We start from the raw sequence: 20,365 nt of genomic DNA, 5'->3' as shown, positions 1-20,365 counted from the left end.
GCCGATGCATGAGATGACCCCACCGCCGGGCGCCACGGCGCCGGTCTTCTACGAGCAAGAAGAGCACGCCCACGGCGATGGGGGCACGTTGTTCGGCTTCTGGATCTACCTGATGGGGGACAGCCTCATCTTCGCGGTCCTGTTCGCCTGCTATGGCGTGCTCGGCCGCAATTACGCAGCAGGTCCATCGGGCGCCGACCTGTTCGATCTGCGGCTGGTCGCGGTCAACACGGGTCTCCTTCTCCTGTCCTCGATCACCTACGGCTTCGCCATGCTGGAGATGGACAAGGAGCGGGTCCGCACCACCCTCATCTGGCTCGCGGTCACGGGCCTGCTCGGCGCGGCGTTCCTCGCGATCGAGCTTTATGAATTCGCCCACCTGATCCGTGAGGGCGCCACGCCTCAGCGGAGCGCCTTCCTGTCCTCGTTCTTCACGCTGGTGGGTACTCACGGATTGCATGTCACATTCGGCATCGTCTGGCTCGTGACGCTGATGGTCCAGGTGCGCCTGCGTGGGCTGATCTTGGAAAACAAGCGCCGGCTCATGTGCCTGTCCATGTTCTGGCACTTCCTCGACGTGGTCTGGATCGGCGTGTTCACCTTCGTCTACCTGATGGGAGTCATGCGATGAGCGACATTGTCGAGCCTGGACTCGCCGGGAGGCCGGAGGGCCACGGCGAGGCGCACGGAGGGCATGATGCGCACGGATCGCAGGGCACGTTCAGAAGCTACATGACCGGCTTCGTCCTGTCGGTCATCCTCACGGCCATCCCGTTCTGGCTCGTGATGGGCAATGTGCTTGACGACACCCGCACGACCGGCATCGTCATCATGGCGCTCGCGGCCGTGCAGATCGTCGTTCATATGATCTACTTCCTGCATATGAACACCAAATCCGAGGGCGGCTGGACCTTCCTGGCCCTGTTGTTCACGCTCATTCTCGTCGTCATCACGCTGGTTGGCTCCATATGGGTCATGTACCACCTCGACCAGAACATGATGCAGATGCCGCCGCACGAGGCGCTCCAGAAGCCCTGACGGGTAGGCGCATCGCAGCGCTGGTCGCCTTCGACATGGTCGCACTGCTGCTCGTGGTCGGTCTCGCGTCGCTCGCGGTCTGGCAGGTCCATCGCCGTGCCTACAAGCTGGACCTGATCACGCGCGTGGAGGCGCGGGTTCACGCGGCCCCCGCGCCTGCGCCGGGACCGACGCTTTGGGGCGACGTTTCGGCGGCCACGGACGAGTACCGCCGCGTGATCGTGACGGGCAGCTGGCTCGAGAATCGCTCCGTGCTCGTGCAGGCGGTGACCGAACTGGGCGGCGGATACTGGGTCATGGCGCCCTTGGCCCGGGACGACGGGACAATGATCCTTGTCAACCGCGGCTTCGTTCCCGAGACCGAGCGTGACCCAACCACTTGGCGGCCCGACGGCTCCGGACCCGTCATGGTGGTCGGCCTGTTACGCATGTCGGAGCCAGGCGGTGGCTTTTTGCGCGCGAACGACCCCAAGTCCGATCGGTGGTACTCCCGCGACGTGGAGGCGATCGCTGCGGCCCATGGGCTCGGCAGGGTCGCGCCATATTTCATCGACGCCGAACGGACACCCGGCCGAAAGGGCCTGCCCGTCCCGGGGCTGACCGTGATCGCCTTCTCCAACAATCACCTCGTCTATGCACTCACCTGGGCCGCTTTGGCCCTCATGGCCGCGGCCGGAACGATCTTCGTCAACCTGGATGTGCTGCGTCCCCGCTGGTTCAGATTACAGCATGCAAACCTGCACGAGTCATGATCTGAAACCGGAGCATCCGTTCACTCGCTTTTCCGCAGAACGGGGATGAATCGGATCCGTGCGGGATTGAAACGCCTGCTCCTGTGATGCGCTTCACAGCCGACCTCCGCACAATCGTTCAAAGTCCAGTCATCGCCAACGGAGATCGCATCCCAGGCGATACGGAACGCAACACTTGAACTGCAGAGGATATGTCATGGACATCAACGTGAATGCCAGCCCGATCACCCAGGTCGCCACCACCACGGCCATCGGCGGCCCCGGCATCTTCGGCAATGGCGGCGATGCCACGGCGGTGACGAACCAGCATGCCGAGAGCTCGAATGTCCAGCTGATGGACGGCTATCACTTCCCCTGGGGCGGACCGGCCCAAGATTTCGGCCCTGACATGAACGTGAATGCCAGCCCGATCACCCAGGTGGCGGACACGACAGCAGTCGGCGGCCTCGGCCTCTTCGGCCACGGTGGGGATGCCCTCGCGTTCACCAACCAGGACGCCGACATTTTCAATCTTCAGGGCTGACCCCTGCCCCGGAGCGCCAAGGCCCAAGCCTGTGGCGCTCCGCTTCCTTTCCGGATCTACTGGCGCATCGGATGCAAATCAAAGGGGTTCTCCTTTAGGCCCAGATGCTCTATTGCGGCCCGGCCTGAACCCGTGTCAGCGGCGTGCCGTCAACCGCCGTGGCCTGAGCGCTCTCGAGCTTCTTGATGTCGTCGGGCGTTAAGTTCGGACGGTCCACCTTGATCGTCAGCTTGTTCAGCTTGGCGGTCAGCGGGAAGGGCGGCTTGTAGTCGGCATCGTTCACGCCGGTGAGCGTGTCGGAGCCGATGTCGAACGACTCGTCCCATTGCAGGATCATCGGCAGTGTCTGCGGCAGCTTGATCGACTGCACGTCCTTGCCGTCCACCTTGAGAGTGCCCGTTCCCGAGCGTCCGACACCACTCATGTTATTGAACGCAAGCGTACCGGCACCCAGGCCGTCATACCGGAAGTCGAACTCCACGCTGTGCCTGCCGGGCGCGAGAACGTCCGGTCCTTCCCATTTGACCCGCTTCAGGTCAACCAGATTCCACAGGAAAACGGGCTTGCCCTTGAGCAGATAGAAGCCGTAGCCCGCGAAGCGCCCTCCCGAAGTCAGGATCATGCCCTCCGCGCCTTCCTGCGGCACCTCGATATCGGCCGTGATCGTATAGGAGGTGTTCAGCAGAACCGGCGAGTCGCCCTGCGGGAGGCCGGTCATAGGCCGCGTGTAGACGAACTCGCTGCGCCCCGCGGTGATGTTGGGACGCGGCGCGACGATGCGCGCGGCCACCGAGGCATCCATCGGGAACACCTGGTACTTCCTCGCCTCAGCGATGAACATCTGCTTCAGCTCGTCGACCTTCTGCGGGTTCTTGTCGGCGACGTCGGTGGTCTGGCTGAAATCCGTGTTCAGGTCATAGAGCTGGAGCTCCTGGTTGTTGAGCGGATCCGGATTGGCCGGCCCGAACGCCTCCCAGGGTGCCCGATTGACCTTGGTGCTCAGGAGCCAGCCGTCATTGTAAAGGGCCCATTGCCCCATCATCTCGAAGTACTGCGTCGTGTGCCGCGACGGCGCCTTGGCGTTTGCGGCATCGAAGGTGTAGGCAAAGCTCGTGCCCTCGATCGGCGCCTGCTTGATCCCGTCGACGACCTCCGGCGCAGATATGCCCGTCGCTTCGAGAATTGTCGGCACGACGTCGACCACATGCACGAACTGCTCGCGCAGGGCGCCCTTGTCCTTGATGCGCGCCGGCCAGGAGACCGCCATATTCTGGTTGATGCCGCCGAGTTGCGACGCGTTCTGCTTGAACCAGGAGAACGGTGTGTCGAAGGCCCACGACCAGCCGGCCGACATGTGGTTGTAGGTCTGGTCCGTGCCCCAGACATCGTAGAACTTCATCTGGACATCGATAGGCAATTCATTCAGGCCATTAAAGAAGGCTATCTCGTTAGGCGTTCCTCTCGGCCCGCCTTCCGCGCTGGTGCCGTTGTCACCGTTGATGTAGATGATCAGCGTGTTGTCGAGCTGTCCAATGTCGTCGAAGGCCTGGATCACGCGCCCGATCTCGTTGTCGTTGTATGCCGCATAGGCAGCAAAGATTTCGACCTGACGGATGTAGAGCTTCTTCTCCTCTGCCGAGAGCGCGTCCCATTCCTTCAGCACATCTTTCGGCCAAGGCGCGAGCTTGGCATCCTTGGGAATGACCCCGAGCCGTTTCTGGTTCTCGAAAATGCGCTCACGCAGCTTGTTCCAACCCTCGTCGAAGAGGTGCATGTCGCTGATCTTCTTGACCCAATCCGCCGTCGGATGGTGCGGGGCGTGTGTGGCTCCGGGCGCATACTTGACGAGGATCGGCTTGGTCGGCTGGATCTGATGCATCCTGTTCACGTAGTCGATGGCGTCGTCGGCCATCGCGGTGACCAGGTTCCAGCTCCCGGCAGGCTTGCCCTCGAACGGGTAGATCTGCGTCGTGTTGCGGAAGAGGTTCGGCTGCCACTGGTTGGCGTCCCCGCCGACGAACCCGTAGAAATACTCGAAGCCCATTCCGGTCGGCCACTGGTCGAAGGGTCCGGCCTGGCTGGCCGCAAAGGCCGGCGTGTTGTGGTCCTTTCCGAACCACGAAGTGGCGTATCCATTGTCCTTGAGGATCCGGCCGATGGTCGCCTTGTCCTTGGCGATGATGCTGTTGTAGCCGGGGAAGCCCGTCGACTGCTCGGAGATTACGCCGAAGCCCGCCGAGTGGTGATTGCGGCCTGTGATGAGCGCCGCCCGGGTGGGCGAGCAGAGCGCCGTAGAGAACATGCGGTTGTAGCGCAGGCCCGCATTCGCGACCCGGTCCATCGACGGCGTCGGGATGACACCGCCGAAGGTGCTGGGAACGCCAAAGCCGGCATCGTCGGTTATGATCAGCAGAATGTTGGGCGCGCCCTTCGGCGGCACGATGCGCGGCGCCCACCAAGGTTGCGATTGAAGAGCCTCATCCTTGATCACGCCGCCGAATTGCGGATCCGGCGGGGGAAGCTGGCGCCCGTCGATGGCGGTCGTCGCATCCGGTGCACCGGGCGTGCCGGTGACCTGCTGAGCCTGGGCCACCGAGATCGCAAGAACGCTGGCGGAGATGAGGGACAGGGCTGCACATATCGCTTTCATGGCCGGATCCTTCTCAAGCCAAGCTTGGCGCCAGATGACGGACTGCCGTGCCGACATGCGGGTGGCTCATGATGCGGAGACCGTTCCGTCCCGGCTGCTGACAGTATCGGCCCGCAACGGGCACTTGGACTATCGGGGGCATTCCTGAAATCAGCGGTGGCAAACCCTGAGGTGCGGCCCGGCTATTCTGCAATCCGCTAAAGAGCGGCTGCTCCAGGCTGGCGCGACAATACGCGCCGTGCGGCACCGACACGTTATGTTACTCTATCCTTCAGATTTCGGCTTTATCGGGATCAGAGCCATCACAATGGACCGAAGTGAGGTCGAAGAGCTACGGAGGGGGCACCTCTCATGGAAACAACGGTCATCGCGATCTTGAGGAAAGCGTGCGATCTCGTCGGCAGCGGGCAGTCCCTCGGGATCATCGAAGCGATCAGTTCCCTGCGGGATCAGACCAGCGGACGGACGCGCGATCTCGCCTATTACGCCGTTCTCGAAACGGCCCTGGCGAGCCGTGGCGATGCCTCTCTGGCGGTGCTCTCCGCCGACGGGCGAACGGAATCCACGATCGAATTGCTCGAGGCAACCATCCGTCGCATCATGTCGGCGCTTCACTAAAGCATCGGACCCAAAAGTGGATTCCACTTTTGGGTCCGATGCTTAGTCTTTAACCTGGCGCCTCGTCAGAGGCTGCCTTCAGCCCCGCAGGCGATCTGCGCTCCCGTCATGTGAACGGGCGTGACCGGTTTCACGTCACGACCGGCGACGGCACAGGTGAGGCGCGCCTCGGAGCGGCATTGCGGGCCCTTTGCTGGACCGACCCGCGGCCCGACGGCGAATTGGACCGTCACCTCTCCGGGCGCCGATTCGAGAAAGCCCTCGACGGATGACAACCAGGTCTGGCCCACAAGGTCCTCCGTGGCGCGTGCTTCGCTCAGGGCCTGCTCGACGCAGGCCACGGCGGCCTCCTTCGGCTGCAGGGGTTCGATCATGACGGGCGGCGTGATGGCGGCGGTCGTCTCTACCTCGGGAACGGACTTCGTGGCGGAGGCCTGCTGCTCGGTGTCCTGGGACTCGCCGCGAAAGCCGTTGATCGTTGCAAGCGCCAGAATCGCGAAGACCGCCGTCTGGATCGGGATGCGTTTCAGCTTGTTCAGAAGCGGAGCCCGGCTGAAGATGATCGGACCATACAGGTGAACGAAGATGGTGACGAGGCTGAGAAGAAGGAGAAAACGCAACATAATGGATCATGCCCGCGCGATATCGTGCGATGTGAACGGCTTGTCTTGGGAACGCCCCCAACCTAACGCAGGATCCGCATCATCGCATGCGACAAGTGCCGTTTCTCGCTTCTATGGTTAGCGATGCGTTAAAGAGCCCGCGCGCTCCCGGATATCGAGCAACGCCGCCGCGATGTCCTGCTCCATGGTACGCGCGACCGCGTGGCGATAGTGAATCTGATCGATGAATGCCTCGATCTTCTTCAGTTCCGGTCGGTCGTCCCACCAATCGACCAATGCCGTATTCGGCCGCCGCGATGCAAGATCGATCAGGCGCTGCCTGCAGGCCTGCTCGGAACGATATCGTGGCGTGCCAGGACGTGGTTGCTTTGCCGTAAACACAGGCGGGACCACGAGAGCGACCGAAAGGTCGGCTGGAAGAGCCGCGAGCTTTTCCTCCAGGACCCGAATCCCGGGAAATGAAGGCTCGCCCAGGATCTCCTGATCGTTCCGGCGCTTGAACAGGAGTTCGCGTCGGCGGGGCGCATCGGCAAGGAGCTTCGCGTAGAGGGGATCGTAATCCCAGTAGCCGTCCGGCGCGGAATCCGGTTTGGAGCTCGGGACGATTCCTAGCCTCCGGCCGGCCTGCTCCATACTGCTTATGCTGATCAGGCCGGCTAGGTACTCGGCCTTCGAAGCGCTGAAGCGCCAGAGTGGAAAGGAGTTGTTGCCGAGTTGCGTCGGATCGGATGCGCACCATGTGTCCCGGCTGATCCCCATCACCAGCGCTTTCGCCGTGCCGCCATGATGCTTCATGAACCAGTCGATAATCGTGAGCTGTTCAGGAATCTGCGTCCCGGGCACGGCCAATTGAACGAATGGAATCCCGGTCAGTGCCGTCAGCCGCGACGGCATGATGAGAGCGATCGTCGAATTGCCGATCACGGCGGCGTCATATTTCGGGTCGCGCCCGACGCTCGCGGTCGCATTGACCTCCTTCTGCCCACGCAGGTTCGGCTTGCGGGAAAACGGCGAGCGGCCCGTATCGTAGGGGTCAATCAGGTACATCCCGGCCATGAACACCAGGAAGAGAGCGACGGACGAGGAAACCGCCCATAGGGCGAACTGCTTCCAAGCCAGGTTCTGATTGTCTGCCGTCATTGGATGCGCCGCCCGTCAGAACTGGAAATAGATGAATTCATAATTGGCGGAATCCCCAATCTCGAGGAGAACCGCCATGAGCACGACCGCGAAGCCGACAGCGATCCAGCGTCGCGGAGGAATGAGCTGGACCATCGTCCATGTGGTCGGCCCCAGGCACGCCACGGCTGCCGCGAGGGCGATGGCACGCCACTTGAAGGTTCCGGCTGTTGCCGTAAGCCCGAGCATGCCTTCATAGATCCGTATTGCGGCATCGAAACTCGGCGCACGGAACAGGACCCATGTAAACATGACGAACAGCATCGTCAGCACCCAGCCTGCTGGGGCCGGCATGCGAAGCCCGGCCCGGCGCCAGAGGACACCCGCGCCGAGTCCGAGACCGTGCGCGACGCCCCAGGCGATGAAGGTGAGCCCGGCACCGTGCCAGAGCCCTCCGAGCGCCATGGTGGCGAACAATGCGCCGATCTGAACACCCAAGCCGTTCCGGCTACCCCCAAGAGGAATGTAGAGGTAATCGCGCAGGAAGCGGGACAAGGTCATATGCCAGCGGCGCCAGAAGTCCTGGAGAGACGTCGAGATATAGGGCTTGTCGAAATTCTGCGGCAGGACGATCCCGAGCATCAGCGCCATGCCCAGCGCCATGTCCGTATAGCCCGAGAAGTCGAAATAGATCTGAAACGTGAAGCCGATCGTCGCCTGCCACGCGTCGAGAGTGGGGATCGCGGTGCCGGCCGCCGCCTGGGCGAAAACGGGATTCACATATTCGGCCAGGGGATCGCTGATAAAGACCTTCTTCGCCAGGCCGAGGATGAGCAGCATGAACCCGCGACCAAAGCGCTCCGCTGCGTCAGGGCGCTTGTAGGGCCGCTCGTCGAACTGGTGCATGATCTCGCTCCAGCGGACGAGCGGGCCGGCGAGCACCTGAGGAAAAAAGGCGATGTAAAGGGCATAGCGCACGAGGCCGAAACGCGGCGCGCGCCCGGCCTTCAGGTCGACGAGATACATAACGTGGTGGAATGTGAAGAATGAGATGCCCAGCGGCAATGCGATGTCCCATTTGGGAAGTGCAACGTTGGAAACGAGGCTTGTAAGGTCGGCGAAGAAGTTGAAGTACTTGAAGATGCCGAGAACGAGGAGGTTCGCGATGAGCGCCAGGGTAATCAGGATTCCTTGCCGCGCTTGCAGGAAAACCTGCGCGACGAACCAGTTCACCAGGATCGATGCGGCAAGCAGCGGTGCGAATCGCCAATCCCAGTACCCGTAGAAGACGAAGGACAGGAGAAGCAGCAAGGGCAAGCGCCATTGTGGCTGGAAGCGCTCGACCAACCAGTGCATCAACAAGGCTGCCGGCAGAAATACGAGCAGGAACGCGAAAGAATTGAAAAGCATCGCTGACCGGAATGACTTGTGAGTTGAACGACACGAAGGCCGACGTCGTCAGAGTCCTGCCCCGAATCTTCTGATTTCCTCATCGACAATACGATGCGCCGTCAAGTTTCCGACACCCGTCCTGAGCCCCAACTATCGTATATATCTAGCGCATCACATTGACATGAAATTATGTTTCTCGACTAAAGTCTTGAGCCTGAAGCTGTCAAGCGTCCGAGGAGGAGGTTGCCTGGGGCAGCACACTCCGGGCCGCGACTGAAAATCGCCGCGGCCTCCTCGCCGGCTGTCCCAAGAGTTGCTCCCAAGGGCATGGAAGCAGCTCTTCTCCCTGGTCATTCTCAGATGCTCGAAGAGCGGCTCGTTCGGCGCCCCCCCGGGTTGTCACGATGCGCTAGGCGCGCTCCTCCCAGACCTTGGCGAGTTCGACGATGGTCTTCACGGCCTTTTCCATGTCCTGGCTGCTGACGAATTCCAGTGGGGAATGGAAGGCGTGACCTCCGGCGAAGATATTGGGACAGGGAAGCCCCATGAACGAGAGGCGCGAGCCGTCCGTGCCGCCGCGAATACTGCCTCGCACCGGGTCCATGCCGGCCCGGCGGATCGCCTCCACGGCGTTTTCGACGATCTCCGGGTTCCTATCGAGCACAACCTTCATGTTGCGATACTGCTCCTTGACCGTGAAGGTGTAGCTGGACCCCGGATAGGCTTTCATCACCTCCTTGGTGATGTCCTCCAGCAGCGTCTCCTTGGTCTTGAGACCCTCTTCCGTGAAGTCGCGGATGATGAAGCTCAAGCTGGCTTTCTCCATCACGCCGGAGATGCCCGTCGGGTGAATGAAGCCGTCACGACCCTTCGTGGTCTCGGGCGCCATGTCTTTGGGGAGACGCGCGACGATGTCGCCGGCGATCCGGATCGCGTTCTCCATCTTGCCGTAGGCGAAGCCGGGATGGATCGCCACGCCCTTGATAGCGATGTCCACACCATCTGCGGAGAAGGTCTCGTCCTCGACGGTGCCCGCCGTCTCGCCGTCCATGGTATATCCGAAATCGGCGCCGAGCTTCTTGAGGTCCACCTTGTCGACGCCGCGGCCGATCTCCTCGTCCGTGGTGAAGAGAATGCGGATCGTGCCGTGCCTGACGTCGGGGTTATTGATCAGGAACTCGGCCGCCGCCATGATCTCGGCGATGCCGGCCTTGTCGTCGGCGCCGAGGAGCGTCGTGCCGTCAGAGGTGACGATGTCGTGCCCGATCAGGTCCTTCAGGACGGGATGGTCGGCAACGCGGATGACCTGATTGGGATCACCCGGCAGGCGGATGTCGCCGCCCTGGTAGTTCCTGACCACCTGCGGCTTCACGTTCGTGCCGGAGAAATCCGGCGCCGTGTCCATGTGAGCCGTGATGCAGATCACCGGCACGTTGTTCTTCGGCGTATTCGACGGGATGGTCGCATAGACGTAGCCATGCTCGTCGAGATGCGCGTCCGAGATCCCGATCTCGAGCAGCTCCTCGACCAGCAGGCGGCCGAGGTTCTTCTGCTTCTCGGTAGAGGGCTGGGTCTGGGACTTGGCGTCGGACTGGGTGTCGATGACGACATAGCGGAGGAAACGGTCTGTAACGCTGGCAGCCATGGCTCGGATCCGGATTGCGAGGAGATGCAATGGGTTTGTAGCCGGGCATGACCATCTCGTGAATGGGGTGCGGGAAACTTTCTCAGCCTCAGCGAGCGACACCATCTCTCGTTTCGCCGTAAATTTCGTAACCCCCTAAGGGTGAAGGCCCTACAGGCCCATGGCCGTCACGGCGGTGCACAGCCCTAAGATCAGCAATGCGACGGCGACGAAGAGCCCGTCACGGCCATCGAAGTCCGGCACGTTCATGATGGTGCGTGGCGCGTCGGGGCTGAGGCCCCTCGCCTCCATGGCAATCGCCGTTCGGCCGGCGCGGCGGATGGCAAAGGCGAGCAACGGGATCACGAGGCTCATTATCTCCAACGGACCTGGGATGCGCCGCAGGCCGCGGCCGGACTTCATGGCGCGGGCCATGCGCATCTGCTGTGCCTCGCCGGCAAGATCGGGCACGAGCTGCATTGCGGCGAACAGGGAATAGCCGATGCGCGGCGAAAGCCCGGCATGTCTCATCAGCGCGCGTACCAGATGGCCTGGATCTGTGGTCAGCGCGAAGAACACCGAGATCATGCCGCAGGCGAGCGCGCGCAGGAACAGGGTGATGCCAGCCGAGAACGCCGATGATGCGAGAAGGGCTTCGCCCGCCATGCGCAGGGCAAAGTCGCTTTCCCGGCGAAACAGCAGGTTTGTGGTGAGAAAACCGAAGCCGAACAGAGCGAAGGGAACCATCAGAGCCAGGAGCACCAGCGGCGAGGTCCGGTTGAAGGCCATAAGGGCCAGAGCAGGCACGAGGATCGCGGCAAGCTGGAAGCGTGGATCGAAGACGAGCACGGATGCGACGAGCCATACGCAGCAGACGGAAAGCTTCGACAAGGGATTGAGAGCTCTCAGCATGTGGCGCTCCGCTCCAGCCTTGGCCCGACAGCCTTGAGCCAACGATGCGCCGCTAGACAGGCCGGCTCGGCGAGCCCCGCTCGTGCAAGAAGGGAGGCGTCGCCCATCAGATCCTCCGTCGCACCGTCCGCCAGGATGCCGCCCTCCCCTAAGACGATGGAACGGGGACAAAGCCTCAGGGCGATATCCATGTCGTGGGTGATCAGCGCGACGGCGCGGCCCTTCCTATGTAGCGCGCGGATCTCCTCCATCAGAAGCGCAGCGCCCTGGGCATCGAGCCCGGCCATGGGCTCGTCGAGCACCAAAAGCGGCCACCGGTCGGACAGCGTGAGCGTTGCCAGAGCGAGCTTGCGCTTCTGGCCCTGCGAGATCTCGAACGGATGACTTGCCGCCAGATGCGCCAAGCCCCAGGATTCGAGCGCTTCATCCGTGCGGAGAGACCTCTCCGCCTCGCTCATGCATTTCGGCCACGCGGTGAGCAGTTCCTCCCGCACCGTGCCGGCGGTGAACTGGTTCTCGGGGCGTTGAAAGGCATAGCCGCCCGGCGGCCCTCTGCGCATGCCGGCCTTCAGGGGCAAAAGACCGGCGAGGCTGAGACCCAGCGTGGACTTGCCCGCGCCGTTCCGGCCGAGCACGCCGAGAATCTCGCCCTCGCGGATGACGAGGTCGATGCCGCGTAGCACGGCACGCCCCAGAAACGGCGCGCAATCGGCTTTCGACACTTGCACGAGCGCAGGAGCATCCCGGGCAGCCTCGCCCGGTCCAGCCGATGCGACGAAGGACTCCACAGCGTGGCGCGCCTGTTCCAGGCGATGGGCCGGAGCATGATCGGGATCGAGATGCGCAAGCGCTTCTTCGACGGATAACGGCGCGACGGGCGGCGCAACGCCTGCACGCACCAACTCCGCATCGAGCGACGTCGCAGCGGGGCACCAGATGCCGTGCGCTTGCAGCAACTCGCCTTCCTCGCGGAAGATCCTGCGCGGTTCGCCCTCGGCGATGATCGTGCCGTCGCGGCCGAGCACCACCATCCGGTCGATGGATTCGATGAGGCCGTCAAGCCGGTGATCGACGATGAGAATGGTTCGCCCGTCCTCCCGGTCCGTCAGCAGGGCATGCAGGCGGTGGGCCGCCTCCGGCGCGAGATGCGCGGTCGGCTCGTCGGCGACGAAGAGTGGGGCCTTCTGAACGAGGGTGGCCGCCAGTGCGACGAGCTGGCGCTCGCCGCCGGAAAGTTGCGTCGAGCGGCGATGACGCCACTCGTCCGGCACGCCGACCTGTCGCATGGCTTCCGCGACAGACTGCGCGATGCTCTCAGGCGGCATGGCACGGTTTTCGAGCGCGAAGGCGATTTCATCCTCGACCCGCATGCCGCAGAGCGTCTGGTCCGCATCCTGGAAATACTGCGCTACCCAGCGTGCCCAGGCCCACGGCTTCCGCGTGCCGGCATCCGTGCCGAAGAGGCGGACCTCTCCCCCGACCTCGGCCGGTACGCTGTCAGGGATCAATCCTGTCAGCGTCAGCAGCAGCGTGGATTTGCCGGAACCGGAGGGACCAAGCAGAAGAACGCGCTCGCCCTGGCGGACCTGCAGGCTAACGGGCCCGACCGCGGGGCGTCTGGCGAAGGGGTAGACGACATCGACCCCGCACCATTCCGCGGCAGGTTCAGGCGGCAGCGGAGCGTTTGTCGACATCGATCGCAAGGCCCGCGAGCGCGCCGGTTTTATAGAGCGCCTGCACGATAACCTGGGCGAGCCATCCGCCGAGCAGCGCCCCGCTCAAGGTACGCAGCACGAACATGGCGATGAGCAGCGTCGGCTGCAGGGCGCCGTAATCGAACCTGATCCAGGTATAGACATAGGAAAAGACCGCAGCGCCAACGCCCGCCGCCATCAGCACCGGGAGCGAATAATTGCGCCAGCGCGTGGCGGCGAAGACCGCTTCCGCACCCGCACCCTGGACGATGCCGCTGACCACGAGCAGCAATCCGGCGGGGCTTCCCAGCAGCACCTGCACGGCTGCGGCAAGAACTTCTGCCGCGAAAGCGGCACCCGGTTTGCGGATGATGGCCGCCGCCACCATCGAAGCGACGAACCAGAAGCCCATCACCACGTCCATCGTCAGGGGACCGAAGGCAGCCTGTGCGACCAGCCAAACCTGCACCCATCCGAGATAGAGCACGGCAAACACCGCGCCGATCACGGTGACGATGAGGGTCTCCCTCAACGTCCAGCCACGCGTCACGGACATGACGACCTCCTTGTTGTACGACGGAAATTCTCGCGAAAATTACGCTTTGCTCGGGCTGTTCGCCGAGACCTTGAGATCGAGCGCCACATGGCCCTGCGGGGCGCCGAACCGCAGGAAGGCTTCGCTCAACGTGGCGAAGACCGGACCGGCATCGCCGCGCAGCTTGGTGCAGAAGTTTTTCGAGCGGTCGAAGACGCCGGATCGTTTGAGAAAATCGATGCAGCCGTAGATCTCGTCCATGTGATGTCCGCTGCCGAGCGGATAGAGCGAGAACTGCGCGGCCACGACCTGCCCTGTACGAGGCGCCGCCTCCACATGCCTGACGGCTGCGGCAATGCGTTCTTCGAGAGACTGGTCGTGGCTCGAACCGTCTGCTGGCGTGCAGATCGGATCGTCGGGTTCGCCCGGGCAGCCGCGGGAGACGGTTGCCGCCAGCACACAGTGAATGCCACGGCGCGATGCCGCTAGGAACAGATCACGCATTGCCGGAAAAAGCTGCTCGGGCGGGCCGACGATCAAGGTCGAGATATCGTCGGTTTCGATCCTGACGCTGGTCCTATAGGGATCGAGCGCCCCGATGGCGCCGAGGATGACGTCGACGAAATCGTCCGTCATCGGATAAAGGGAAATCTGTGCGCCGGAAAACATCGTCACCTCGCTCCGCTGGCATTACCCAGATCAGCTTGAGGGTCCAACGGCTTCGCGCCGTCATCTCAGCCCCGGCGATACGGAGCACCCCTGTCGGATGTGATTGTCTTAGCACCTTTCATCGCAGCATGGCAAGCGCGCTGCATGCTTGCTGCGGATCACGACATCTACTGCACGGTGAGCTGATCCTTGATCCTCTCGTAGGTGGCGCGGCGCACGACGCGCTTGTTCACCAGATCCTCCACGGACTTGTAGGGACGCCCCCTGACGATGGCGCGGCCGAGCGAGCCGGCGCCTTTCAGGCTGTTCAGATCCTCGATCGTACTCTTGTTGAGATCGACGAGTTCGGGGGGAGGTCCACCAGCCGGGGTGGAGGGATCTGCGAGACCCGCCTGCTGGGTCACCGTGCCCGTCATGTTCATGTCCGCGCGCGGTGTGGGCTGGGGTTTGAGTGCCTCTTTCCTGGACGCTTGCCCGATGACGGCCTCGAACTGCTTCAGCATGGCAAGAGACTGATTGCTAGATTGTCCGATGGCGACGACATCGATGGCGGGTTCGGCGAAGGATTGGCCCCAATCCTCTTCGTCCGTCTCTTGCGGAGATGCCGCAGTCTGCGGTTTCACGGGCAGCGCAATCGGCGCGACCGGGTCCGCATCGGCGACTTGGAGGGGCGCTGCCCTGTCGGGCGGTGCCGGGGGCTTGGTCTCCACGGTGATGGTCTGCGGCGGAGCGGCGGCCACCATGCCCTCCGTGACGGGACCGCTGTCCTGAAACCGCCAGAGGGCGAGCCAGCCGGCACTCATGAGACCGACGACCAGCAGAACGCGCGTGGCCAGACGGGCTACGTTGTCGTGTGGTTCGCTGGGCGTCCGCGTTCGAGACAAATCGCCAACGTGCATGGGATCCTCGCACATCACATCGATGACGGAACCGTGGGAGGGCTATAGCTAGACGGCGGATGTGGCGCAGGCGTGGCGAATGGCACCTGTAAAGTGCCTTCACCGGCAATTTTGGATAAGGGTGGATTCCCTGCACGCAACCCGGCGCGCGCAACACAGTCACTTTCGAAGGGCTCACGCCTTCAGATCGGGCGCACCTGAGCGGGCGCCCCGATGGGGCATTCCAGCGTGGTGCGATCCCATTTCCCGGCATCTGCGGCGGCGTCGTAGGTGCTGACGAGAAAATCAAGCAGCAATGCCCCGGGATCCTTTGCCTGACGCACGGTCTCGTAGGGCAGGATGAACTCGCCGAGCGCGGTGTCGAAAGAGGCGCCGGGCGTGACCGGGGTGTCGCGAAAGCCCGGCGGCTCAGGATACGCATAGGAATAGAAGGCCGGCTGCGGATAGGCATCATTGCCGGGCCAGAAGCCTGCGCTCGAAACCTCGTGCGAATAAGCCTCGCGGGTCACCTTGTCCGGCAGCCCCGGCACACCACCGGGATGCAACGGCGCGGACCGCCCGGAAAAGCGCGTCACGGCGAGATCGAAACTGCCCCAGAAGAAATGCACGGGGGAAACCTTCCCCAGAAAACCGCTTCGGAACAGCTTGAACACCCGGTCCACCTGCACGAGCGCCCGCCAGAAGCGATGGGCCGCATCGCGGTCATAGGAAGCATGAATCCGGTCCTCGGAGAAAGGAATAGGGTCCGCCACCTCGTTCGGCATTTCGTTGATGGCAACTGTGATGCCGATATCGCTCAGGATGGTGAGGAGCCGGGAATGGAAATCCGCCACGCTCTGCGGCTGCAGCGGCAGTTCCCGCTCCTCCCCGCTGCTGGTGCGTACGCGCAGCAGATGGGAGATAAAGTCGAACTCGATCTCCAGGATCTCGTGGCCGATGGGAATGGGCGAGGTTCCCAGGCCCCGGGCCGTCACATACAGCGGAACCTGCCAACCGTGATTGAGCCAGGGCGAGAGGGCAAGCCGAATCTTGCCCACGATCTGCGTCCAGAGCTGAAGGGTCGCAGCCGTGTCGCGCCAAGCCGGATAGGGCAGTTCGGGCCAGGACCCGTCGCGCATCGCGCTCCTCCGCGTTGATCGGATCTCAAGTCGAGTAGATCATCGTTCAGGTAAGGCGGCAAGGATGCTCGTAGCGGGAAACGGCCAAAGAGGCGTCGCCTCGATATAGCGTTGAAGCGGATGCCGTTCCATCGGGACGACGCCCGCTCCAACAGGATCGGGGTGATCACGCGGCCGGGCGCATGCCGGCTGCGATATCGGTCGGGATCTCGATATCGACCTCCAGGGTCGACACGGAGGCGCCGCGGTCCATCTTGATCTGCACGTTGTCCTGCGGCACCGCCATGTGCTTGGCGATCACGGCCATGATCTCCTCGCGAAGGATCGCCACGAGATCGGACTCGCCGCCTCCGACGATGGTGCGCTCATGGGCGAGCAGGACCTGAAGCCGCTCGCGGGCGACGGGCGCGGACGTATTGCGCTTGAAGAAACTGAACAGGCTCATGCGGCCCTCCGTGAGAAGAGTTTGCTGAAGAGACCGCGCTGCTTCTGCACCTCGACGACGGTCTCGCCCTGGAGCTTGCGCACCGCATCGAGGTAAGCGCGGGCCGGCGCGGAGTTCGGGCTGCCGAGCGTCACCGGCGCGCCGAGATTGGACGAGCGAAGCACTTCCGTGCTCTCGGGAATGATGGCGAGGAGGGGAATCGAGAGGATTTCCAGCACGTCCTCGACCTTGAGGATCTCGCCTCGTTGGGCGCGGGCATTGTCGTAGCGCGTGAGCAGAAGATGCTTCTCCACCTGCTCGCCTTTTTCAGCCTTCTCGGTCTTGGAATCGAGGAGGCCGATGATGCGGTCGGAATCGCGGATGGAGGAGACTTCCGGGTTCGTCACGACGACGGCCACGTCCGCATGGCGCATGGCGAGCGTTGCGCCGCGTTCGATGCCGGCCGGGCTGTCGCAGATGACCCAGTCGAATTTCTCGCGAAGCCCGTTGATGACGCGCTCGACTCCCTCCTCGCTGAGGTTGTCCTTGTCGCGGGTCTGGGATGCGGGCAGGAGGGAAAGGGTCTCGATGCGCTTGTCGCGGATGAGTGCCTGTTCGAGCTTGGCGTCGCCCTTGATCACGTTGATGAGATCGTACACCACGCGGCGCTCCGCGCCCATGATCAGGTCGAGGTTGCGCAGGCCCACGTCGAAATCGACCACGGCCACCTTCTTGCCGCTTTGCGCCAGCGCCGCGCCAAGCGCGGCCGTGGACGTCGTCTTTCCGACACCGCCCTTGCCCGATGTCACGACCAGTACTTTCGCCATCCTTGGTTCTCCTCGCCCTACAAAACTGCTCCTGCGACGACACCACCATCAGGTTCCCCGGAGGACCGCAGAACATGGTCGGAGAGCGGAGGCGGATCAGGCTGTCGCGTATTTATTACGCTACGTAATGCATCTTATTCGACGCCAGTTATGGTTACCGGGCGGTTAACATTTCCCGTTTCAGGTAAGTTTTTTGTTGAGAAAACAAGAGTTTCAGCCCGCCACAGGTGGCCAGAGGAATCCTGTCCTCTCACCGGAAACAAAGTGTCCCCTTCAGACATCGCCCTGCTCCGTCCCATTGACCTTCAGCACGGAATCCCTAGCCTTGAAGCGATGTCATTGGAGATCTTCCGATGCGGCATGGATGGCGGATCCTCCTTCTGTCGGCGTTGTCGATTGTTGCGACGCATGCGCCGACACGGGCTCAGCAGACCACGACGGTCCGGGTCGGGCATTTCCCGAACATCACCCATGTTCAGGCCCTGGTGGCCCGCGCCCTCGAGCGGCAGGGACGCAACTGGTTCTCTGAGCGGCTCGGGCCCGGCGTGAAGGTCGAGTGGTACGTCTACAATGCCGGCCCGAGTGCCATGGAGGCGATTTTCGCCAAGTCTCTCGATCTGTCCTATGTCGGCCCCAATCCGGCGCTCAACGCCTATGCCCGCTCCCGCGGCGCCGAGGTTCGCGTGATCGCGGGCGCCGTCAACGGCGGCTCGGCTCTCGTCGTGCAGGGGGATTCCACCCTAAGCAAGCCCGCCGACTTCAAGGGCAAACGCATCGCCACTCCGCAATTCGGCAACACGCAGGACGTGGCGGCCCGGGCCTGGCTTGTCGCGGGCGGATTGCGCATCACGCAGACCGGGGGCGATGCGCATGTGGTTCCCACCAGCAATCCGGACCAGCTCTCCCTCTTCCAGAGCAGGCAGCTCGATGCGGTGTGGACCGTGGAGCCCTGGGTGTCGCGGCTCGAATCCGAGGCAGGCGGCAAGATCCTTGTGGAGGAGAAGGACGCCATTACCACGATCCTCGTCTCCAGCGTCGACTTCCTGGCGAAGAACCGCGATCTCGCCAAGCGCTTCGTTGAGGCCCATCGTGAACTCACCGACTGGATCCGGAGGAACCCGGACGAAGCCCAGCGTATGGCCGGCGACGAATTGAAGATTTCCTTCCGCCTCGACATGTCGCCCGAACTCGTCGCCAAGGCCTGGAGCCGCATGGTGATCACGCCGGATACGTCCCGCGAAGCCTTCCAGGCCTTCGTGACCAGTGCTCAGCAGGTCGGATTCCTGCGCGATACGCCCGATCTGTCCCGTCTGATCGAGGCGCCTTGATGGAGGCGCCCGACGCGAATGCCAGGACCGGACGGCCGGAAAAGCTGATCATCGACGGAGTTTCCAAGCGCTTCATGTCGTCACGAGCGATGGTACAGGCTCTCGACAACGTGTCGTTGACCATCGCCGACGGCGAATTCGTCTGCCTCGTTGGGCCCAGCGGATGCGGCAAGTCCACGCTTCTCGACATCATCGCCGGCCTCACCAAGCCGGATTCTGGGCGCGTGCTCGCCGACGGAAAACCCGTGGAAGGGCCGGGACGCGAGCGCCTCGTCATGTTCCAGGAATCTGCGCTCTTCCCTTGGCTCGACGCGTTCGGCAACGTGATGTTCGGGCTCAAGCTGCGCCCCGATCTCACGAATGCGCAACGCAAGGAGATCGCCCGTCATTTCCTGAAGCTCGTCGGACTCAGCAAGTTCGAGCATGCGCAGATTCATGAGCTCTCGGGCGGTATGAAGCAGCGCGTCGCACTGGCGCGCGCGCTGGCTCCGGACCCTCAGGTTCTGCTGATGGACGAACCTTTTGGGGCGCTCGACGCCATGACCCGCGACCAGCTCTACGATGATATCCAGCAGATCTGGATGGAGAGCCGCAAGACCATCGTTTTCGTCACGCACAATGTGCGCGAGGCCGTGTGTCTTGGTGACCGAGTCGTCCTCATGTCTCCTTCGCCGGGCCGCATCCAGCAGATCTTCGACATTCCCCTGCCACGCCCGCGCGACATCAACAGCCCAGAACTCGCCGGCTATGCGTCGAAGATCGCCGCGGCCCTCAAGGGCACCCTGACGGAGGCATTCTCGGAATGAAGCGCCTCGCCTCCGCTCTCCTGTTCTTCGCGCTCCTCATCACCCTGTGGGAGCTGGCCGTGCGAACCGGCCGCTGGTCCGTGGTGCTGCTCCCCTCGCCCATTTTCGTCGGCGAATACATCTGGGGCGCGATCCTCGACGGCACCCTCGAGGAGGCGACCTGGGTGACGCTCAAGCGGCTTCTGGTCGGCTACGCGGCCGGCGTCCTTATCGGCTTGCCGCTCGGCCTTTTGACCAGCACGTCGCAGATTTTCGAGGACACGCTCGGCTCCCTGGCCCTCGGCTTCCAGACCCTGCCGAGCGTGTGCTGGGTCCCGCTGGCGCTGGTCTGGTTCGGACAGACCGAAGGCGCGATGCTGTTCGTGGTGATCATGGGCACCGTCTGGTCCGTCATCATCGCGACAGATCACGGCGCGCGCAACATCCCGCCCATCTACGCGCGTGCGGCACGCACCATGGGGTCGGAGGGCTTCCACAAATGGACCCGGGTGATCCTGCCCGCCTCGCTTCCCTTCCTCGTCAGCGGCATGAAGCAAGGCTGGGCCTTCGCGTGGCGCTCGCTGATGGCGGCCGAGATCTATGTGACAATCCTCACCGGCTTCGGACTCGGCCACCTGCTGCATTACGGGCGTGAATTGAATGCTATGGATCAGGTGATCGGCATCATGATCGTCATCGTGGTGATCGGGCTTCTCGTCGACCGGCTGCTGTTCTCGCCCTGGGAGCGCTTTCTCCATCGCCGGTGGGGCACGAATGTGAGAGAGAGATAGCATCGGACAGGTCCAATCCCCGGGTTGATCCGGGGATTGGGCGC

21 protein-coding genes and 1 riboswitch are annotated in these 20,365 nt (G+C 63.1%); of the genes, 8 read left to right on the top strand and 13 right to left on the bottom strand.

The window, feature by feature from the left end; all coding sequences use genetic code 11:
- Positions 1 to 4: 4 nt before the first annotated feature.
- The 4 genes from cyoC (at position 5) to H0S73_RS08960 (ending at position 2,313) form a co-directional block, all read left to right on the top strand.
- On the top strand, positions 5 to 631 hold the full coding sequence (cyoC, locus tag H0S73_RS08975) for a cytochrome o ubiquinol oxidase subunit III (protein ID WP_181051832.1): 627 nt from the start codon (positions 5 to 7) through the stop codon (positions 629 to 631).
- The gene (cyoD, locus tag H0S73_RS08970; RefSeq protein WP_181051831.1) at positions 628 to 1,038 is read left to right on the top strand and encodes a cytochrome o ubiquinol oxidase subunit IV; all 411 of its coding nucleotides are present in this window, start codon (positions 628 to 630) and stop codon (positions 1,036 to 1,038) included. The genes cyoC and cyoD overlap by 4 nt, the downstream gene beginning before the upstream one ends.
- Before the next feature lie 35 nt (positions 1,039 to 1,073).
- Entirely contained in the window at positions 1,074 to 1,790 is a 717-nt protein-coding gene (locus tag H0S73_RS08965; protein ID WP_181051830.1) for an SURF1 family protein, read from the top strand.
- A 196-nt stretch (positions 1,791 to 1,986) separates the two neighbouring features.
- A complete protein-coding gene (locus H0S73_RS08960) occupies positions 1,987 to 2,313 on the top strand; it encodes a hypothetical protein (protein ID WP_181051829.1) in 327 nt (108 codons plus the stop codon).
- Between the two features lie 109 nt (positions 2,314 to 2,422).
- On the opposite strand, the gene H0S73_RS08955 is transcribed toward H0S73_RS08960, so the two are convergent.
- Positions 2,423 to 4,963 (bottom strand): arylsulfatase, encoded by a 2,541-nt coding sequence (locus H0S73_RS08955; RefSeq protein WP_181051828.1) that lies wholly within the window; start codon positions 4,961 to 4,963, stop codon positions 2,423 to 2,425.
- A 351-nt stretch (positions 4,964 to 5,314) separates the two neighbouring features.
- Here H0S73_RS08955 and H0S73_RS08950 point away from each other — a divergent pair, with 351 nt between their 5' ends.
- Entirely contained in the window at positions 5,315 to 5,581 is a 267-nt protein-coding gene (locus tag H0S73_RS08950) for a hypothetical protein (RefSeq protein ID WP_181051827.1), read from the top strand.
- A 65-nt stretch (positions 5,582 to 5,646) separates the two neighbouring features.
- On the opposite strand, the gene H0S73_RS08945 is transcribed toward H0S73_RS08950, so the two are convergent.
- From H0S73_RS08945 to minD, 12 genes are all read right to left on the bottom strand, one after another.
- Positions 5,647 to 6,204: a hypothetical protein gene (locus H0S73_RS08945; protein WP_181051826.1), complete on the bottom strand. Its 558-nt coding sequence runs from the start codon at positions 6,202 to 6,204 to the stop codon at positions 5,647 to 5,649.
- 117 nt (positions 6,205 to 6,321) lie between these two features.
- Positions 6,322 to 7,344: a hypothetical protein gene (locus tag H0S73_RS08940; RefSeq protein ID WP_181051825.1), complete on the bottom strand. Its 1,023-nt coding sequence runs from the start codon at positions 7,342 to 7,344 to the stop codon at positions 6,322 to 6,324.
- 15 nt (positions 7,345 to 7,359) lie between these two features.
- Complete coding sequence (locus tag H0S73_RS08935; protein WP_181051824.1) at positions 7,360 to 8,733, bottom strand: MBOAT family O-acyltransferase; 1,374 nt, start codon at positions 8,731 to 8,733, stop codon at positions 7,360 to 7,362.
- Between the two features lie 391 nt (positions 8,734 to 9,124).
- On the bottom strand, positions 9,125 to 10,360 hold the full coding sequence (pepT, locus tag H0S73_RS08930) for a peptidase T (protein ID WP_181051823.1): 1,236 nt from the start codon (positions 10,358 to 10,360) through the stop codon (positions 9,125 to 9,127).
- A 150-nt stretch (positions 10,361 to 10,510) separates the two neighbouring features.
- Entirely contained in the window at positions 10,511 to 11,251 is a 741-nt protein-coding gene (locus tag H0S73_RS08925; RefSeq protein WP_181051822.1) for an energy-coupling factor transporter transmembrane component T family protein, read from the bottom strand.
- The gene (locus H0S73_RS08920) at positions 11,245 to 12,945 is read right to left on the bottom strand and encodes an ABC transporter ATP-binding protein (RefSeq protein ID WP_181051821.1); all 1,701 of its coding nucleotides are present in this window, start codon (positions 12,943 to 12,945) and stop codon (positions 11,245 to 11,247) included. Before H0S73_RS08920 ends, H0S73_RS08925 begins: the two co-directional genes overlap by 7 nt.
- Positions 12,917 to 13,501: an ECF transporter S component gene (locus H0S73_RS08915; protein WP_181051820.1), complete on the bottom strand. Its 585-nt coding sequence runs from the start codon at positions 13,499 to 13,501 to the stop codon at positions 12,917 to 12,919. Before H0S73_RS08915 ends, H0S73_RS08920 begins: the two co-directional genes overlap by 29 nt.
- A 39-nt stretch (positions 13,502 to 13,540) precedes the next feature.
- Complete coding sequence (locus H0S73_RS08910; protein WP_181054287.1) at positions 13,541 to 14,149, bottom strand: YkoF family thiamine/hydroxymethylpyrimidine-binding protein; 609 nt, start codon at positions 14,147 to 14,149, stop codon at positions 13,541 to 13,543.
- Positions 14,140 to 14,251, bottom strand: a riboswitch (TPP riboswitch). (Overlaps the previous gene by 10 nt.)
- A gap of 65 nt (positions 14,252 to 14,316) precedes the next feature.
- Positions 14,317 to 15,048: a ComEA family DNA-binding protein gene (locus tag H0S73_RS08905; protein WP_181051819.1), complete on the bottom strand. Its 732-nt coding sequence runs from the start codon at positions 15,046 to 15,048 to the stop codon at positions 14,317 to 14,319.
- A 182-nt stretch (positions 15,049 to 15,230) separates the two neighbouring features.
- Complete coding sequence (locus tag H0S73_RS08900) at positions 15,231 to 16,166, bottom strand: DUF5996 family protein (protein ID WP_181051818.1); 936 nt, start codon at positions 16,164 to 16,166, stop codon at positions 15,231 to 15,233.
- Between the two features lie 166 nt (positions 16,167 to 16,332).
- A complete protein-coding gene (gene minE / locus H0S73_RS08895; protein WP_181051817.1) occupies positions 16,333 to 16,611 on the bottom strand; it encodes a cell division topological specificity factor MinE in 279 nt (92 codons plus the stop codon).
- Positions 16,608 to 17,417: a septum site-determining protein MinD gene (gene minD, locus H0S73_RS08890; protein WP_181051816.1), complete on the bottom strand. Its 810-nt coding sequence runs from the start codon at positions 17,415 to 17,417 to the stop codon at positions 16,608 to 16,610. The genes minE and minD overlap by 4 nt, the downstream gene beginning before the upstream one ends.
- Positions 17,418 to 17,770: 353 nt before the next feature.
- Here minD and H0S73_RS08885 point away from each other — a divergent pair, with 353 nt between their 5' ends.
- Genes H0S73_RS08885 through H0S73_RS08875 form a run of 3 tightly spaced genes read left to right on the top strand, consistent with a single transcriptional unit; the run spans position 17,771 to position 20,321 of the window.
- Positions 17,771 to 18,745, top strand: a complete 975-nt coding sequence (locus H0S73_RS08885) for an ABC transporter substrate-binding protein (RefSeq protein ID WP_181051815.1) — start codon at positions 17,771 to 17,773, stop codon at positions 18,743 to 18,745.
- Positions 18,745 to 19,551, top strand: a complete 807-nt coding sequence (locus tag H0S73_RS08880; protein WP_181051814.1) for an ABC transporter ATP-binding protein — start codon at positions 18,745 to 18,747, stop codon at positions 19,549 to 19,551. The genes H0S73_RS08885 and H0S73_RS08880 overlap by 1 nt, the downstream gene beginning before the upstream one ends.
- Positions 19,548 to 20,321: an ABC transporter permease gene (locus tag H0S73_RS08875; RefSeq protein WP_181051813.1), complete on the top strand. Its 774-nt coding sequence runs from the start codon at positions 19,548 to 19,550 to the stop codon at positions 20,319 to 20,321. The genes H0S73_RS08880 and H0S73_RS08875 overlap by 4 nt, the downstream gene beginning before the upstream one ends.
- Positions 20,322 to 20,365 lie beyond the last annotated feature (44 nt).

This window comes from Microvirga mediterraneensis, from assembly GCF_013520865.1.
In the GTDB taxonomy this organism is placed as follows: Bacteria; Pseudomonadota; Alphaproteobacteria; order Rhizobiales; family Beijerinckiaceae; genus Microvirga; species Microvirga mediterraneensis.
This window is presented reverse-complemented; position numbering and strand designations above follow the sequence as displayed.

Coding starts and splice junctions, on each gene's coding strand:
- H0S73_RS08945 (WP_181051826.1), bottom strand. CDS start 6,204: ATGTTGCGTTTTCTCCTTCTTCTCAGCCTCGTCACCATCTTCGTTCAC.
- H0S73_RS08965 (WP_181051830.1), top strand. CDS start 1,074: ATGGTCGCACTGCTGCTCGTGGTCGGTCTCGCGTCGCTCGCGGTCTGG.
- H0S73_RS08880 (WP_181051814.1), top strand. CDS start 18,745: ATGGAGGCGCCCGACGCGAATGCCAGGACCGGACGGCCGGAAAAGCTG.
- H0S73_RS08925 (WP_181051822.1), bottom strand. CDS start 11,251: ATGCTGAGAGCTCTCAATCCCTTGTCGAAGCTTTCCGTCTGCTGCGTA.
- pepT (WP_181051823.1), bottom strand. CDS start 10,360: ATGGCTGCCAGCGTTACAGACCGTTTCCTCCGCTATGTCGTCATCGAC.
- H0S73_RS08875 (WP_181051813.1), top strand. CDS start 19,548: ATGAAGCGCCTCGCCTCCGCTCTCCTGTTCTTCGCGCTCCTCATCACC.
- H0S73_RS08935 (WP_181051824.1), bottom strand. CDS start 8,733: ATGCTTTTCAATTCTTTCGCGTTCCTGCTCGTATTTCTGCCGGCAGCC.
- cyoD (WP_181051831.1), top strand. CDS start 628: ATGAGCGACATTGTCGAGCCTGGACTCGCCGGGAGGCCGGAGGGCCAC.
- H0S73_RS08900 (WP_181051818.1), bottom strand. CDS start 16,166: ATGCGCGACGGGTCCTGGCCCGAACTGCCCTATCCGGCTTGGCGCGAC.
- minE (WP_181051817.1), bottom strand. CDS start 16,611: ATGAGCCTGTTCAGTTTCTTCAAGCGCAATACGTCCGCGCCCGTCGCC.
- H0S73_RS08960 (WP_181051829.1), top strand. CDS start 1,987: ATGGACATCAACGTGAATGCCAGCCCGATCACCCAGGTCGCCACCACC.
- H0S73_RS08885 (WP_181051815.1), top strand. CDS start 17,771: ATGCGGCATGGATGGCGGATCCTCCTTCTGTCGGCGTTGTCGATTGTT.
- H0S73_RS08940 (WP_181051825.1), bottom strand. CDS start 7,344: ATGACGGCAGACAATCAGAACCTGGCTTGGAAGCAGTTCGCCCTATGG.
- H0S73_RS08910 (WP_181054287.1), bottom strand. CDS start 14,149: ATGTTTTCCGGCGCACAGATTTCCCTTTATCCGATGACGGACGATTTC.
- H0S73_RS08955 (WP_181051828.1), bottom strand. CDS start 4,963: ATGAAAGCGATATGTGCAGCCCTGTCCCTCATCTCCGCCAGCGTTCTT.
- H0S73_RS08950 (WP_181051827.1), top strand. CDS start 5,315: ATGGAAACAACGGTCATCGCGATCTTGAGGAAAGCGTGCGATCTCGTC.
- H0S73_RS08920 (WP_181051821.1), bottom strand. CDS start 12,945: ATGTCGACAAACGCTCCGCTGCCGCCTGAACCTGCCGCGGAATGGTGC.
- H0S73_RS08915 (WP_181051820.1), bottom strand. CDS start 13,501: ATGTCCGTGACGCGTGGCTGGACGTTGAGGGAGACCCTCATCGTCACC.
- H0S73_RS08905 (WP_181051819.1), bottom strand. CDS start 15,048: ATGCACGTTGGCGATTTGTCTCGAACGCGGACGCCCAGCGAACCACAC.
- minD (WP_181051816.1), bottom strand. CDS start 17,417: ATGGCGAAAGTACTGGTCGTGACATCGGGCAAGGGCGGTGTCGGAAAG.
- cyoC (WP_181051832.1), top strand. CDS start 5: ATGCATGAGATGACCCCACCGCCGGGCGCCACGGCGCCGGTCTTCTAC.